Source organism: Dyadobacter sp. CY312, from assembly GCF_021390535.1.
Taxonomy (GTDB): domain Bacteria; phylum Bacteroidota; class Bacteroidia; order Cytophagales; family Spirosomataceae; genus Dyadobacter.
This window is the reverse complement of the sequence record NZ_JAJUXG010000003.1, coordinates 16,685-31,956: the sequence shown is the minus strand read 5'-3', so window position 1 is coordinate 31,956 and position 15,272 is coordinate 16,685. Positions and strand designations below refer to the sequence as shown.

General features: G+C 43.7%; 12 protein-coding genes. 6 read left to right on the top strand and 6 right to left on the bottom strand.

Annotated elements, in window-relative coordinates:
* Positions 1-187: 187 nt before the first annotated feature.
* The 3 genes from LZG71_RS04305 to LZG71_RS04295 form a co-directional block, all read right to left on the bottom strand.
* Positions 188-610: a secondary thiamine-phosphate synthase enzyme YjbQ gene (locus tag LZG71_RS04305; RefSeq protein ID WP_233817353.1), complete on the bottom strand. Its 423-nt coding sequence runs from the start codon at positions 608-610 to the stop codon at positions 188-190.
* A gap of 30 nt (positions 611-640) precedes the next feature.
* Entirely contained in the window at positions 641-1,402 is a 762-nt protein-coding gene (locus tag LZG71_RS04300) for an NYN domain-containing protein (protein WP_233817351.1), read from the bottom strand.
* A 326-nt stretch (positions 1,403-1,728) separates the two neighbouring features.
* Positions 1,729-4,086 (bottom strand): prolyl oligopeptidase family serine peptidase, encoded by a 2,358-nt coding sequence (locus LZG71_RS04295; RefSeq protein WP_233817349.1) that lies wholly within the window; start codon positions 4,084-4,086, stop codon positions 1,729-1,731.
* Positions 4,087-4,203: 117 nt separating this feature from the next.
* Between LZG71_RS04295 and LZG71_RS04290 the strand changes: the two genes are divergently transcribed.
* The 5 genes from LZG71_RS04290 (at position 4,204) to LZG71_RS04270 (ending at position 10,297) form a co-directional block, all read left to right on the top strand.
* A complete protein-coding gene (locus LZG71_RS04290) occupies positions 4,204-5,178 on the top strand; it encodes an esterase-like activity of phytase family protein (protein WP_233817347.1) in 975 nt (324 codons plus the stop codon).
* Positions 5,179-5,805: 627 nt separating this feature from the next.
* Complete coding sequence (locus LZG71_RS04285) at positions 5,806-8,373, top strand: M1 family aminopeptidase (RefSeq protein ID WP_233817345.1); 2,568 nt, start codon at positions 5,806-5,808, stop codon at positions 8,371-8,373.
* A gap of 26 nt (positions 8,374-8,399) precedes the next feature.
* Complete coding sequence (locus tag LZG71_RS04280) at positions 8,400-8,591, top strand: hypothetical protein (protein WP_233817343.1); 192 nt, start codon at positions 8,400-8,402, stop codon at positions 8,589-8,591.
* A gap of 9 nt (positions 8,592-8,600) precedes the next feature.
* Positions 8,601-9,461: an AraC family transcriptional regulator gene (locus LZG71_RS04275; RefSeq protein WP_233817341.1), complete on the top strand. Its 861-nt coding sequence runs from the start codon at positions 8,601-8,603 to the stop codon at positions 9,459-9,461.
* A 149-nt stretch (positions 9,462-9,610) separates the two neighbouring features.
* Positions 9,611-10,297, top strand: a complete 687-nt coding sequence (locus LZG71_RS04270; RefSeq protein ID WP_233817339.1) for a hypothetical protein — start codon at positions 9,611-9,613, stop codon at positions 10,295-10,297.
* 97 nt (positions 10,298-10,394) lie between these two features.
* On the opposite strand, the gene LZG71_RS04265 is transcribed toward LZG71_RS04270, so the two are convergent.
* Positions 10,395-12,563: a S9 family peptidase gene (locus LZG71_RS04265; protein ID WP_233817337.1), complete on the bottom strand. Its 2,169-nt coding sequence runs from the start codon at positions 12,561-12,563 to the stop codon at positions 10,395-10,397.
* 78 nt (positions 12,564-12,641) lie between these two features.
* Positions 12,642-13,622: an MBL fold metallo-hydrolase gene (locus LZG71_RS04260; protein WP_233817335.1), complete on the bottom strand. Its 981-nt coding sequence runs from the start codon at positions 13,620-13,622 to the stop codon at positions 12,642-12,644.
* Between the two features lie 277 nt (positions 13,623-13,899).
* Here LZG71_RS04260 and LZG71_RS04255 point away from each other — a divergent pair, with 277 nt between their 5' ends.
* Positions 13,900-14,289, top strand: coding sequence for a hypothetical protein (locus tag LZG71_RS04255; protein WP_233817333.1), 390 nt, complete (start codon positions 13,900-13,902; stop codon positions 14,287-14,289).
* Between the two features lie 115 nt (positions 14,290-14,404).
* On the opposite strand, the gene map is transcribed toward LZG71_RS04255, so the two are convergent.
* The gene (gene map / locus LZG71_RS04250) at positions 14,405-15,166 is read right to left on the bottom strand and encodes a type I methionyl aminopeptidase (RefSeq protein WP_233817331.1); all 762 of its coding nucleotides are present in this window, start codon (positions 15,164-15,166) and stop codon (positions 14,405-14,407) included.
* Between the last annotated feature and the right edge of the window lie 106 nt (positions 15,167-15,272).

Here is a 15,272-nt window from a genome sequence, read left to right as displayed (position 1 = left end):
TAACTTCTGTTAACTCCTTAACTTCCTGTTAACTTCTATTCCTCCCGTTCAGTCCGCTAAACAGCGTCCAGACCGGAGCAACCCTAATTTCTGTTAACTTCTTAACTACCCTTAACTTCTGTACCCGTTCAGACCTGAGCAACTGTAACTTCTGTTAACTCCTTAACTCCTCTTAACTTCTTCTTCCTCATTCCCCCCAAACCGTAACCATCAAATTTCTTGTACCTCCATAATCCCGGTGTTCGCAGAGGTAAACGCCCTGCCAGGTTCCCAGAGCAAACCTTCCGTTGCGGATCGGGATCATTACGGAACTACCCAGAATGGAGGCTTTCAAATGAGCCGGCATGTCGTCAGAGCCTTCGTAGTCGTGCTGGTATTCCGGATCATTTTCAGGGACGGATTTGCTAAAATACATCTCAAAATCGGCGCGGACAGTCGGATCTGCATTCTCGTTGATCGTTAGTGATGCAGAGGTGTGTTGAATAAAAACCTGACACATGCCGGTTTTGAATGAACCAAGCTCCGGCAAGGCTTGCAGAATTTCATTGGTAATGAGATGAAAACCTCGTCTGCGCTGTCGTAACTGAATGGGCTGTTGCAGAATTTTCATAACGTTGCATCGGGTCGTGCAGAACTCCGGTTACTTGGTTTTTACATAAAAATGGGAAGCATTGTTTTTACCGGTATGGCGCTCTTCTACCTGCAAAACCTTGATCGAGCGTATCAGATCCAGCAACTTTTTGTGACCATAATTCCTGGGGTCAAAGTCAGGACGTTTTTTTAAAATCATATTTCCCAACACGCCAAGGAAAAGCCAGCCGTCTTCATCGGCAATGTCATTGATACTTTCGGATATGAGCCTGATCAGACCTTTGTCAATTTTGGCAACAGGCGGCGTTTCTTCTTTTACTGCTGTTTTGAATTTGGAAGTTTCCTGAGTTGGAACCTCTGGTTTGGCTTCTTTTTTAAGAATTTCGATGTATATAAACTTGTTGCAGGCTGCTATAAAAGCCGCTGGTGTTTTCTTTTCTCCAATACCAAAAACAAGCATTCCCGCCTCCCGAAGTCTGGTAGCAAGCCTGGTAAAATCGCTGTCACTGGAAACAATACAAAACCCGTCGACACGGCCTGTGTACAGAATGTCCATCGCATCGATAATCAGCGCGGAGTCGGAGGAGTTTTTACCAGAGGTATAACTGTATTGCTGTACAGGCGTGATGGCATTTTCGAGTAAAACCGTTTTCCAACCCGATAAGGTAGGTTTGGTCCAGTCTCCATAAATTCGCTTAAATGTAGGTGTTCCATAAATGGCCACTTCTTCCAGCATTCCCTTGATGTTGGAATACGGCACATTGTCGGCATCAATGAGCACGGCAAGTTTGAGTTCTCTGGTGTTTTCCATAAATCAAAGTTAAAAGGAAACAAAGTAGAAACGGCAAGGCCACAAAAAAAGGGAGAAAAAGCCCAACGCCCTTTCTCCCTTTTTTATCTCTCCGGTCTGTACGCCCCTTGGCGGACTGAACGGTGCTAATTGTAAACTTTTAATTCCTACTTCCTAACCGTTCAGTCCGGCCAGCGTGGCCCGCTAAACAGCGTACAGACCGGTAACGCTAACTCCATAACTTCTCTTAACTTCTTATATCCGTTCAGTCCGCTAAACAGCGTACAGACCGGAATCGCTTACTCCTTAACTTCTTAACTTCTTAACTCCTTATAACTTCTCCCTCCTCACTTCAACTTCTCCTCAAACAACTTCAAAATCCTCTTGTACTCATCGGTCCATGACGATGGCTCTACAAATCCGTGATCTTCCATTGGGTAAGAAGCCAGTTCCCAGTTGTCTTTTCCAAGCTCAATAAGTCTTTGCGACAACCGCACCACATCCTGATAATGGACATTAACATCCACCATTCCATGACAAATAAGCAGGTTGTTTTTCAAACCTTCCGCGTGATAGATCGGTGAGCTTTTGCGGTAGGCAATGCTATCGGCCTGAGGTTCGTTGAGGATATTCGCTGTGTAGCCATGGTTGTACGCCGCCCAGTCGGTTACGGGACGCAAAGCAGCTCCCGCTTTAAATACATCAGGTGTTGTGAACAGGCCCATCAACGTAATGAAGCCGCCATATGAACCACCATAAATTCCAATTTTCTTAGTATCAATACCGTATTTTTTTACCAGCCATTTGGCTCCGTCGGTGTTGTCAGTCAGGTCTTTTCCACCCATAAAACGATAAATTCCGGTACGCCAGTCGCGGCCATAACCGGCGCTTGCACGGTAATCCATATCCAACACTGTGTATCCCATATCGGTCAGTAAGTTATGGAACATGTATTCGCGTGAGTACTGGCTCCACCATTTGTGCGCGTTTTGTAAATATCCAGCGCCATGGACAAAAATGACTGCTTTACCATTCGATTTTTTAGGCTCGTACACCCTTGCATATATATCCTGCCCGTCTGTGGCTTTAATCGTTACAATTTTTGCCTCACGCCATTTGTATGAGAAAAACTCATCGGAAGTTGATTTAGTGATTTGTTCGGGCTTGGCAGCAGGTTTGTTGTCCATCAAAAACAATTCCCACGGCGTGGTGCTGTTGGAATAACGTACTGCAAGTTTGGTTTCGTCAGGAGAAAGAATAACCTCATAAGCGCCGGTTGTTTGCGTAATGCGTTTGCGCTCGCCGCCTGTCACAGCCATGCTGTAAAAGTGCTTTTCACCCGGATGTACTTCGTTGGTGATGATGTAAAACGTCTTTTTATCCTTTGAAAGCTGCACATTCTGAACCTCAAATTTACCTGAGGTCAGCTGCGTTTTTTTGCCAGTTACCACATTTACAGTGTACAGGTGAGAATATCCGGATGCCTCACTTTGGAAGTAAATGGTTTGGTCATCAATCCACCCCAACTCACCTCCCGAGAAACCGCCAATGCCTGGTCCGCCGATCCAGGCTTCGTCTCGCTGGCGGTCAAGTAGTCGAAGCGAAAGCGAATCAGCATTCAGCGCCATTATCCATCGGTCTTTATTGTCCTGCGAGCGTATGATTACTACGCCATGCGCTCCATTGTCTGACCAAAATGGTCCCGTAACGGAAACCTCGCGTTCTTTTTTCTTCCAGGCGCTATCCAGTTTTGGGTAGTCTTTAAGATAATCCGGTTTGTCACCAAAGCCCGGAAGTTGTTTCATGCTCACTTTGCGGGCAGTGTCCTTTTTGATATCATATACCCAAAACTCATGACTGGTTGCCGGAGCGCCCACTTTGGTACGTCCGGGAATGTCTTCGGTAAAGCCAGATTCAGTTACGTAATTGGGAACAATGGTCGATTTTGCAGCTTTGTCCGGCTGCGAAAGTCGGTAGGTTACAAAGTGGCCATCAGGACTAAGTTTGATACTGTTCGCACTTTTTTCGCCTGAATATATTTCTTTCGGCGACTTCGGCTTTTCATTTTCACTGTTCTTTTTACCTGCATCCTTCTTTTCCTTGCGCTCTTTCAAAACCTGGAACATGCCGATCTGGTCCGCTTTCAAAAATTTCTCTTCGTCACTTAATTTGGGATCAGATTTCTTGTTTCCGGTTTTGAAATCGGTGTGTTGGGTGATCAGACCATTGTCCAGTGCGATGCTGTACAGGTTATTGCTTCGTTCAAAAACCACACTTTTTTCGTCCCCGCTGAAACCTGGATTACTCTCACGGTCTACCGTATTGGTAAGCTGCCTGGTTGTGTAGTTTTTGCAATCAACAACAAACAAATCTCCGTTTTTTGCAAACACACGAAGCGTTCTTGCTTTGTTATAAACGCCGTCGCTATTGAAGATTTTCAACCGGTCATCAGCAGTGGTTTTGTTAATTTTCTTGTCGAATACTTTGTAGGAGTAAAGCGAATCAGACAGGTTTTTATCGGGATTCCAGTCGAAGTAAATCGTCTGGGAATCTTCCGACCAACTGATGTTTGAAGGAGAAGTTCCGATCCACATTTTAGGATCACGCATGATCTTTTCAACGGTCAGTTTCGAAAGTTTTTGAGCCTGTAAAAGTGCAGGATTTAGGAGGAAAAGAATTAAAATGGATTTTAAAAAGTATTTCATGGATTTGAAAGATGGTTCGGTAAAAGGTTTGGTGTCTTTTTTGTTGGATTCTTAAATGTACAGATTTCAGTGTTATTTTTGTTCAACCTTTATCACTTTATCAGGACTAGAAACTGAATGAAAAAATCCTTACTTGCTGCTGTTCTATTAACCTGTTTCAGTTTTGTAAAAGCGCAATCTCTACAATTCAAATTCGCGGACAGCACCTTTCTCCCTATGAAACCTGCCGGACAACTTCACGGAATTTCGGCGATAGAATATGAGCCTTCCAAAAAGCAATGGCATCTGGCGGGCGACAGAGGGGCCTATTTTGTTTTCAGCAACATCAACACCATCCGGGACTTTGAACCGCAGGAAAAAACACTCATTGCCAAATCGACGCACAACTGGTTCGAGGCGGTGAGGTTTGATAAAACGAACGGCAGGTTTCTGTATGCAGTAGAAAACGAATACGAACCCGTTTGGGAAAATATTGATACCACCACTTTTGTTGCCTATTACGACGGTTATCCACCCAAAAGTGAGAGACCCAAGTTCCTGATTCCGCCTATGTGGCTACCTGCGGATAATAAAGGGATTGAAGGCATGGCGGTTTCGGATAGTGGGGTGGTGTGGGTAGCGCCGGAAGCTGGCTGGGCGGGAGAGACGGAAGTAGGGCAGGACACCATTCACTTTTGGAAGTTTGAAAAAAATGACATCGGTTATGTTTCTCCGCAATCGTTCAGTTATGTGATTGATCGCAGCGGATGTCCATACAGTAAAACGGAACACCGTGGAGGTATTTCGGAAATATTGTCGGTAAATGAAAAGCAGTTACTCGTGCTGGAAAGGTGCTATGACAATGGCAAAGGCGGCAGTGAAATTGTGAAAGCAAAACTTTGGCAGGTAACGGTGGAAGGAAATCATTTGAAAAAAGACCCGGAACCAGCATTCGACTTTAACAAAGGTTTACCTTTTATTCCTGACAATCTGGAAGGAATGTCGTGGTGGCCAACCGAAAGTGGAAAACGTAAATTGGTGGTGGTAAGCGATGATAATCCTGGTCTCAAAAATAAGCAGCGTACGCAATTGATTCTTTTGGAGGAGAAATAGATGGTGCTTTTTGTCGAAGTGTCAATTTGATTACCAACTTCCAATCTGTTACATCCCTAACGGGATTTGGGGTATGTGTGGGATTGATTTTTCTACCAATATTACATCGCTACGCGATTGAGTTTGCTGCATTTAAGAGCGGATTCTGGTAGAATTAGTTCAGCAACCATCGACTTTAACGTTGTCCAGAAAATGCCGTTAGGCATGAAACATGGATATGTTGCAATGTTTTATAAATGGAAATCCTCCTGAAATTTTGTTACATCCCTAACGGGATTTGGGTATGTGTGGGATTAACTTTTCTTCCAATATTGCATCGCTACGCGATTGAATTTACTGCATTTAAGTGCGGATTCTGGCGGAATTAGTTCAGCAACCATCGACTTTAACGTTGTCCAAAAATGCCGTTAGGCATGAAACGGACTTTCTTCAGTTTGGCATAGACGAAATTTTCTTCTCCAAATCAATGATTATAGTGCGCATATAGATTCTGAATAGATTTTTCGAATCCAAAGAATTGAAATGCCCTCCACCCACTAATCGAAAATTCGCTTAACTTGCTTGTGATTCAGTTCATAGTCCTGCTAGTCCGGATTATTTGCAATTTTTTAATATTCCTTTATCCTCATGCGTTGTTTCATTTCATCTTTCATAGTTGTCCTTATAATTCTTTCCGTTTCTTTTAGTTGTAAAAAACAAAGCGATCAACTTCCTGACAAAGGAGTTTCATTTGCCTTAAATGAACACCGTAAAAAGACCATCGACAGCATTCATTATGCTTTGGAACTCGACATTCCTGAGTCGAAAAAGGAGGCGATCAAAGGAAAGGAGCTGATCTCATTTTTGTTAAAAAATACTTCCGAACCTGTCACGCTGGATTTTAACGCCGACTCCTCGAATTTGATTTCGGTAAAAGTAAAGGGCAAAGACGTAGCACATACTTTCGCAAACGAACACATCGTTATCGAACCTTCTGATCTTGAAAAGGGCAGAAATGAAGTTGAAATTGAATTCGTTGCCGGAGATATGTCGCTCAACCGCAGTGAGGAATATCTGTATACACTTTTTGTCCCCGACAGGGCTTCCACCTGCTTTCCTTTGTTTGACCAACCCAATCTGAAAGCCACTTACAGCCTTACCCTGAAAACACCTGCAAGCTGGGAAGCCGTTGCCAATGGACTGCTGAAAGATAAAAAGTCAGACAGGAGCAAAAGCATTTATCAGTTTGAAAAAACCAAACCCATCAGCTCGTATCTGTTTGCATTTTCTGCCGGGAAATTTTTCAAAACGGTCAGGACTATTAAAGGTCGGGAGATGACCATGTATTACAGAGAAACCGACACAACAAAAGTAAACCGCAATGCTGATGAGGTGTTCCGCTTACACGGGCAGTCGCTGGCCTGGCTGGAAGATTATACAGACATTAAGTATCCATTTGGTAAGTTTGATTTTGTATTAATTCCGTCTTTTCAATACGGCGGAATGGAACATCCGGGTGCTATTTTCTACAATGAATCGGGGTTGTTTTTGGATGAAAATGCTTCTGTAAACAAGAAAATGGCAAGAGCCAGTGTGATTGCTCATGAATCGGCCCACATGTGGTTTGGGGACTTGGTGACGATGGATTGGTTCAATGACGTTTGGCTCAAAGAAGTGTTTGCCAATTTTATGGCGGCTAAAATTGTGCATCCAAGTTTTCCGGAAATCAACCATGATTTACGGTTTTTATTGGCCCATTATCCGTCGGCTTATGAAGTAGATCGCTCGGCAGGAACCAATCCTATCTTGCAGGAACTGGGTAATCTTAAAAATGCAGGAACCCTTTACGGTGCAATTATTTACCAGAAAGCGCCGATTGTAATGCGCCAGCTTGAACGAAAGATTGGCGAAAAGATGATGCAGGAAAGTCTGCAGGAATATCTGAAAACGTACTCGTTCGGGAATGCCCGTTGGGACGATTTGATAGGAATTATTGATAAAAAGACTCCGCTTAATATTGCAGAATGGAGCAATGTATGGGTGAAGACTTCCGGTATGCCGGAGTATGAATTGATTAGTGACAATAAAGCTGTCAGTGTTAAACAATTGACTGATTCGATCTCAGGAAGGATTTGGCAACAATCGGTAAATTCCAAATGGAAAGTTGGAGATGCTTATCGGGAGAGTAGTTTGAATCTGGTGAACGATAAATCGCTGGTGATTGGGGATGCCAAATCAATGGTTTTTCCAAATTCAAGTGGTATCGGTTATGGCTATTTTAAAATGGATAGCGAGAGTCGAAATTACTTCGCGAAAAACTATAGCGCAGAATCAGATCCGGATATGACAGATCCGGTTTTCAGGGGGGCAATACTGGTGAATATTTGGGAAGGATTTCTTCGCGGAGACGGACAGGCTCCTCAAACCATGGTGAGTAATATTTTAGGAATGCTTCCAAAAGAGGAGAATCCGTTACTGGTTGATTACCTGTTGGGCAACCTGCAAACGCTCTGGTGGTCGTTTCTACCTGATGTTACCCGACAGGCAATGCAAGTTCAAATGGAGACACAACTTTGGGAACTGCTGAATGCGACAAAGGACAAGGGAATTAAAACATCGTATTTCAAAGCATTCAAAAATGTGGCACTGTCTGATGATGGTTTGCAAAAACTGGAATCGCTTTGGAATGGAAAATTGAATGTGAAGGATTTGGTATTGTCAGAGGATGATAAAATTTCACTGGCTTGCGAAATTACTTTGAAAGGACAAAACGATCCGAAACAGGTATTGGAAACACAATTGAACAATACGAAAAATCCTGACCGCAAGCAGAAGCTGGCATTTGCGATTCCTGCATTAAGCAAAAATGAAGCTGAACGGGACGCTTTTTTTGAGTCACTTAAAAAACCTGAAAATCGTGAAAAAGAGGCTTGGGTACTGGAAGGACTGTCATACTTGCATCATCCGTTACGTCAGAAAAGTGCGGTGAAATACCTTCGGCCATCGTTGGAGATGTTGCAGGAAATCCAACTCACGGGAGATATATTTTTCCCGACCCGCTGGATGCATAACACATTTGCCGGGCATTCCGGAATTGAGGCTAAAAAGATCGCAGATGCATTTCTTACCGCAAATCCTAACTATCCTTTTTATCTAAAAAACAAGGTTTTGCAGGCTATCGATATGCTGGACAGGGCTGTGAAGTTGAAAAGGTGAATCACTTAGATTAAAAGTACAATGTAATGAAAAAGGAAATCGACATAAGGAATGCGAAGTGCTTTGAAACATTGTTGGATATCAAATATGGTAAGACAGGAACTTCCAAGCGCAAAAAGTTCGAAGCGAAAGCTCAATATTTTGTTACAACTGAAATGATGACACGAACCAGTGAAGAGCCAAGCAATCCACAAACAGGCAAAACAAAATTCGTTTAATATTGAACCATGCCTGCGAAACAATCCATACCGCTTCATTATCTGAGTGAAGAAACGAGCAAGGGCGTTTTTCTGCACCGGATAGATCAACTCGATGCGGGCAAGGTTGCTGGTATGGAAGTGCATCGCGACAACCATTGTAATTTCTTTTTTCAGGAGAAAGGCGACAGTCGGTTTATGGTCGATTTTCGAGAGATTTCTCTGACGGGATGCGGTGTATTCTGTATTTTACCCGGACAGGTTCACACGCCGTTGTCTGTCGAGAATGCCAGTGGATGGTTGCTGGCTATTGACTTAATCTCATTGGGAGATACCTACCGGGAGGTTTTTGAAGCGTACGCAGCCGAGGGTTTGCCCGTCAAACTGAACGAGTTGCAATCGGCGCAATTGGTAAGTAGCCTTCGTTTGTTATCTGAATTTTCTGGCCGGGCAGAATCCACTCCTTTTTATCAGCCCGTTCTGGACTCCATGCTTCAGGTATGTTTGGGGTTGTTTGCAGCTTTTATTCAGGATTGCACTAAACAGGAAAATATTGGTAATTCCCGACCTGCACTTATAACAAGGGAATTTAAAAGTTTGCTTGCTGAAAATTTCAGGACGATAAAAAGTCCATCTGAATATGCTCAGCTGCTGAATATCTCGCCTTCCTATTTAACAGAGATAGTAAAAGTTTCAACTGGTTTTCCGGTTAGTCACTGGATTCACCGGGAAGTGATGATGGAGGCCCGCCGGCTTTTGTACTTCACCGATCTGAGTGTGAAGGAAATTGCATTTTCACTCGGTTATGAGGATCACACCTATTTTTCCAGACTATTTAAAAAGGTAATCAATATTTCTCCCGGACAGTTCAGAAGCGAATACCGCAAATAGTCCAATCATTACCTGCCTTTCTCTATTTTTAAAAATTGCCTTTGGCCGTTGTTTTGTAACACATTATCGTTGTGGACACCGAACATTGGAATGTTCAATCTGGCGATGATGTATGTCAATTCTCAGAACGCTAATTGTAGTTTAACGATATGAATATTTTAAAACAAAAGGCGCTCAGTTTGATGGAGAGTGCATTTGCAAAAACCGGTAGGGTGATTGCGATCCGTGCCTGGGAGCCTGATTCTTTTTTTGAAGTGGATGTACATTTCCCAAATATGGATATGTCAGGTTGGGAAAAAGTGCAGCACATCAAAATCAAGGTGGGCGAAGGCCTTTACCGAGATTATACACCCGCAGGCTGGGATGATGAGACACGTACATGCACCTTGTATGTGGATGCGGTACACGAAGGACCAGGCAGTAATTGGGTGCGTCTGTTGTCGGTAGGAGATGCCATCACGTACGTCGGTGTAGGGAACACATTTCATCGTGCTGTGCCGGGCAATCTGATTGTACTGGGTGATATGAGTTCTTTGGCCCATTTTCTTGCTTTACAACAACTCGCTCATGGCAGGCAAATTTCAGGCGCCATTTCCATGGCGAAAGACGGGCACATGGTCGAATTTTTCAATAATTTCAGATGGAAAGTGCGACCTGTTAAACAAAATGATATTGGTGGATTTGAGTCATTGCTGGAATGGACCAAAGACCAGGATCTTACTTATTCAGAAGTTTACATTGTGGGTCACATTGCGACGAGCATTGCGCTCCGGAAGGAATTAAAAAAGAGAAAAGACCAGCCCAATTCGATACGGGTGCAGGGGTTTTGGTCGTGAAAGCAAAACAAGGTCGACATCACTGCCGACCTTGTTTCGTTTATAATATCAAGTTTTAAACCTACTGTGAACTTTGAACTAAAAACCTCTTCGAAACTCACTTCTGTCCCACATACCTTTCAAAAAACTCATAAATACGAAGCGTTCTGTCTATACGCTGGCGTGGGTTTCCGGTTCTGCTAAGTTCATGGGTTCCGCCCGGCATACGAACGTATTCCACGTCTCTGCCCAATATTTTCAAACTTTTATAAAGCAGTTCGCTTTGGATCACACCGGTTCTCAGATCACTTTCTCCATGTTTGATCAGCAGTGGCGTGTGAATGTTTTCAACGAAAGATTGTGGCGAATTAGCATCCATAATTTTCTTGATTTCGGCCTGCCACGGATAACCGCCGAAGTAATTGGGAACAAGATTCCACGCGTTACCCTCGCCCATAAAAGTAGTGAGCTCATATACACCTCTTTGCGCATGTGCAGCTTTAAAGCGGTTGTCGTGCCCTACGATCCAGGCTGTAAGATACCCCGCATAAGATCCGCCAGTAATAACTTGTCTTGCCGTGTCGGCCCATGCTTCTTTGGCTGCGTCGGATGCGGCAGCAAGTACGTCAGAGGCTGGTCCAGTTCCCCAGTCCTGGAAATTAGCTTTCATGAAATCCAGCCCATAACCGCCGGAACCACGCGGATTGGCATAGACAACGCCATATCCCTGCGAGCAGAAGAACTGAAACTCATGCCACATCGAAATTTCGCCAGGTCCCCACATGGCGGTCGGACCGCCATGCATTTGCAGCAGAAGCGGATATTTTTTGCCTGCTTCGGTTTGTGACGGTTTCATTACCCAGTATTCAATGGTTTGCCCCTTGGTGTTGGTCAGCGTTCTTTTTTCAGGATAACTCAAAAGTTTTCCTTTCAGCCATTCCGTGTTGTGGTTGCTGCGTTTCACTTCCGTCTGGAAACCAGTATCAGACGTGAACAGCTCCGATGGATTGGCAACTTCGGTTTTGGCAAACACTGCTGTATTTGCTGACACATCAAAGCTGTTAATCCCTGCATTGTATCCTGTTAGCTGGTTCACCCTCTTATTGATCACGTTCATTCTGTAAACCGGAAATCCACCGTTGGATGCAGCTGTGAAATAGAGTGATTTACTGTCGGCCGCCCAGGTAAGGTTTCCGGCACTGCGGTCGAACGGCGATACGTAAGGACGGGATTCTGAACCAAATGTTAAAATACCAATATGTCCCTGATCCAGTGTTGCCGGTTTCAGAGCCGCGGTGGAGGTAACATAAGCAAGATATTTATTGTCTTTCGATACCGAAGGCTGACTAAAACTGTATGCGGGATCGCTAAGCAAAACCGTTACTGCGTTTCCCTCAGCGTTGGTCCTTAATATCCGGCTGGCTTTGCTGCGATCGGGATGTTGCAGGCTGTCTCCCTGAGTTACCATAATGATCTTCCCGTCGGGTGTCCATGTTGCCTGGCCAAAACTGTAAAACCCTTTGGTGATTGATTGCGGCTTTGCTCCTTCTTTTACCTCGATTGTGTAAAGGTGGGAAAAGTTAAGTTCCGGCTGCGTAGAGGCTTCTCCCTGAAAGTTCAGCCGGTTGATCACCTTCGCTTTTTTGTCCTCTACATCCTTATTCAGATAAGCACGGATTTCTGCAATTGATCCATCCGGATTTGGTTTGATGTCCTTGTTTGGTTTGATAAAATTGTTGTCGTCAAACCCAGGTTTTTCCATAGACCAGGCTGGTACTCTTCCTCCCGGATTCAGGATCGAATCTTTCAGGATTTCAGATAACGACATGCCTGCATTAAAGAGAATTTTACTTCCATCCGGCGACCATTTGGGATTGCCCGCACCGTAGCCGATAGAGGTAAGTTGCCATGCTTCTCCACCGTTCAATGGCAATACAAACAGCTGGTTTTTTTCTTTGATTTTACGAACAAAAACAATTTTGCTCCCGTCAGGTGACCACTCGGGCTGGCTCGCACTTTCACTGCCGCGTGTGAGGGCTACGGGTTCATTTTTGTTATCCAGATCTACCAGATACAAATGCGTGCGATACTCGTATTCGAAAGGAGAGTCGGCGACAGGTTCCGTGGTGAGGAGGGTATAAATGGCCTTCTTCTCATTTGGCGCAATGGCGATGGATCCAACCTGATTGATTTTTGTAAGGTCGCTTGCTTTAATTTTTTCCTTCTGCTGAGCAAATGCCGTGAAGCATGTCGAAGTCAGCAGCAAAAAAACATATAATTTCTTCATAGGTTTTAATAATTGGGTTTGAGAATTGTGGTGGAATGACGATCCTACAATTTAAGGGAAAAGTTTGAGGATGGTGGTTTATAAAAAAGAAACACCCACATCCGGATATTTGATTTTTCCTTTGGTATGATCCAGCTGTTTCAATACCCGGATCGGGTCACCAATGGGTTCGTCTGCGAGGTCGAAGGTTCCGTAATGCATGGGAATCATCATTTTTGCTTTCGTATCCAGAAATGCCCTGAATGCATCAGCCGGTGAAGTGTGGCTTTGTCCCATGAAAAATTCAGGCTTGTAAGCGCCAATTCCAACCAGGCAATAATCAATATCCGGGAAGACTTTGGCTGCATCGGCAAAGTGACTTCCGTAACCGGAATCGCCGCAGAAGTAGATCGTTTTACCAGCACATTGAATAACAAATCCACCCCAGAGACGCAGGTTGGTGTCGCCAAGCCCTCGTTTTCCCCAATGGCGTGAAGGAACATAGGTGATTTTTAGTTTTGGATCTGTTTCATATTGCTGATACCAGCCCGCTGTTTGAATTTTAGAACTTTTGGTAAAACCACTCAGAAGCTTGGTCATATTTAATCCTGTGAGCCAGGTTGTATTCGGATTGTTGGCCGCCAGCAAACGGATGGTTTTTTCATCACAATGGTCGCGGTGATCGTGCGAGATCAGTATGTAATCGAGATTTTTGAATGATTCGATGGGAACAGGAAGCGGGCAAAGCCGGCGTAGAAATGGATTATTCACAAACACAGGATCTATCAGAATTGAAATCCCTGAGAGCCGTATAAAAAAAGATGCATGCCCCAGCCATACGATCACATCTTCCTGAGTGTTAAGGAAATCACAGCTTTCCGGCACATTAAGCCGCCACAAGTCATTTTGCTTTTCGGCTTTTTGCGGATTGCGTTGTGTCTGCCATTTCAACAGCTCAATGAGCGACTCGTTAAACGGCAATTCATGATTTACAAAACGTCCTTTTTCGGTAACGGGTGTGCCTTGCCATTCAAAAGGCAGATTGACATACGGGAGTTCGGGGTTTGATGTAAAAGGCATGAAGATGAGAATTTGCTTGTTTACCTCCCTGCTCAAAATGAAATTATTGTCACAATGCTCTTATGACAATCATTTCTACCAGTCAGGTAATGGGCGAATTTAGTAAATTTTTGCCGGAAGAAACCGTACGATATTTGGGATAATTATGAACTGCAAAATTGTGTTCGAGTGGATGGGATACGTTTTAATAAAGTTAAAATTGTATAATATTGCTAATTTGAATAACTTCGAATCTCTTCTCAGAGCATCTCGAATGCATTTCTTACCACCCGACGTTATGAAAAGACAATACACCATTCTATTTTCGCTAACCATCTGTTTCTTTGCATCATGTGATGAGAAGATGGCTCCCCGCTCAGAAACACAATGTGTTAAAGCAAGATTTGTAATGAATTATTGTCCTGCGACCGAGCCTCTCTATTTGGTGGAAATCCTGTCACCTTCTTCACTGGCGACAAAATCGGGTGATGATGCTAATCCCAGGTATACCGCAGCTATGCTGGATCTTCCCGCTTCAGTGCACGCAAGAGATACCATTTTTTACATGCAGATCCACCGCGATCCGGTAAGAGAGTCAAAAGTGACTTTAAATTTTTGTCCAGCGATTTTTGGACCAACCAATATACTTGTTTGTGAAGGTATTGTGGAGCAGCCTTGTGCTGAGTAATAATTGATTTGGTAAATTTCAAAATAACGGATTTGGAAGCATAAAAAAAGCAAGTGTTTTGCGACACTTACCTTTTAGTCAATCCATTGAGTATTACAAAAACTGGTTCAATATATCAATTAAATATCCCGTTCATCTCCGTCAATATGATCGGTGCGTTGTCCGTAACAACGATTGTGTGCTCGTGCTGAGCCATAAATCCACCTTTGTTTCCTACCATTGTCCAGCCGTCGCTTAGTTGATCTGCATATGAAGACGTGGTGGAGGTGAAGGTTTCGATAGCAACAACCGAGTTCTTTTTGAACCGTCTAATATCATGTTTGTTTTTATAATTCAGTAGTTCATCCGGCTGCTCGTGAAGACCTCTTCCAATACCATGTCCTGCCAGATTTCTGATCACTTTGAAACCGCGCTTTTTCGCCTCGGTTTCCATCAAATGACCAATATCCGCTATTTTAACACCACCTTTGATATTGCTGATTGTTTTTACCAAAATCTCCTTCGATGCGTCAACCAGCTTTTGATGTTGGTTAATATCCTGCCCAAGTACAAAAGAACCACCGTTATCGGCCCAAAAACCGTTTAGCTCAGCGGAAACGTCAATATTAATGAGGTCTCCTTCTTTCAATTTTCTTCTGGAAGGAATTCCATGGCAAAACTCATTATTCACGCTGATGCAGGTCCATCCGGGAAAGCCATACGTGGAGTGGGGAGCTGATTTTGCTCCAAACTCTTTCAATATTTTTGCCCCAAATTCATCAAGCTCTTTCGTCGTCATCCCGGGCTGAGCGTACTGTGTCATTTTCTTTAATGTATATGCTACGGCCTCGCTCGCATTCTGCATGCCTAGTAAATCGGACTCTTTGGAAATCGACATAAATCTTGTTGTAATTCGTAATAGCCTCAAATCAGGCTGCTATTTTGATTTGCAAAAATACGATTTTATTTCTTTTGCATTCCTCAAATCAGTAATGCACCTATAA

What these genes read in the sequence shown, in the direction of transcription:
- LZG71_RS04265 (WP_233817337.1), bottom strand. Translation starts at nt 12,563, where the DNA reads ATGAAGAAATTATATGTTTTTTTGCTGCTGACTTCGACATGCTTCACG.
- LZG71_RS04295 (WP_233817349.1), bottom strand. Translation starts at nt 4,086, where the DNA reads ATGAAATACTTTTTAAAATCCATTTTAATTCTTTTCCTCCTAAATCCT.
- LZG71_RS04280 (WP_233817343.1), top strand. Translation starts at nt 8,400, where the DNA reads ATGAAAAAGGAAATCGACATAAGGAATGCGAAGTGCTTTGAAACATTG.
- LZG71_RS04285 (WP_233817345.1), top strand. Translation starts at nt 5,806, where the DNA reads ATGCGTTGTTTCATTTCATCTTTCATAGTTGTCCTTATAATTCTTTCC.
- LZG71_RS04290 (WP_233817347.1), top strand. Translation starts at nt 4,204, where the DNA reads ATGAAAAAATCCTTACTTGCTGCTGTTCTATTAACCTGTTTCAGTTTT.
- LZG71_RS04275 (WP_233817341.1), top strand. Translation starts at nt 8,601, where the DNA reads ATGCCTGCGAAACAATCCATACCGCTTCATTATCTGAGTGAAGAAACG.
- LZG71_RS04270 (WP_233817339.1), top strand. Translation starts at nt 9,611, where the DNA reads ATGAATATTTTAAAACAAAAGGCGCTCAGTTTGATGGAGAGTGCATTT.
- LZG71_RS04300 (WP_233817351.1), bottom strand. Translation starts at nt 1,402, where the DNA reads ATGGAAAACACCAGAGAACTCAAACTTGCCGTGCTCATTGATGCCGAC.
- map (WP_233817331.1), bottom strand. Translation starts at nt 15,166, where the DNA reads ATGTCGATTTCCAAAGAGTCCGATTTACTAGGCATGCAGAATGCGAGC.
- LZG71_RS04305 (WP_233817353.1), bottom strand. Translation starts at nt 610, where the DNA reads ATGAAAATTCTGCAACAGCCCATTCAGTTACGACAGCGCAGACGAGGT.
- LZG71_RS04255 (WP_233817333.1), top strand. Translation starts at nt 13,900, where the DNA reads ATGAAAAGACAATACACCATTCTATTTTCGCTAACCATCTGTTTCTTT.
- LZG71_RS04260 (WP_233817335.1), bottom strand. Translation starts at nt 13,622, where the DNA reads ATGCCTTTTACATCAAACCCCGAACTCCCGTATGTCAATCTGCCTTTT.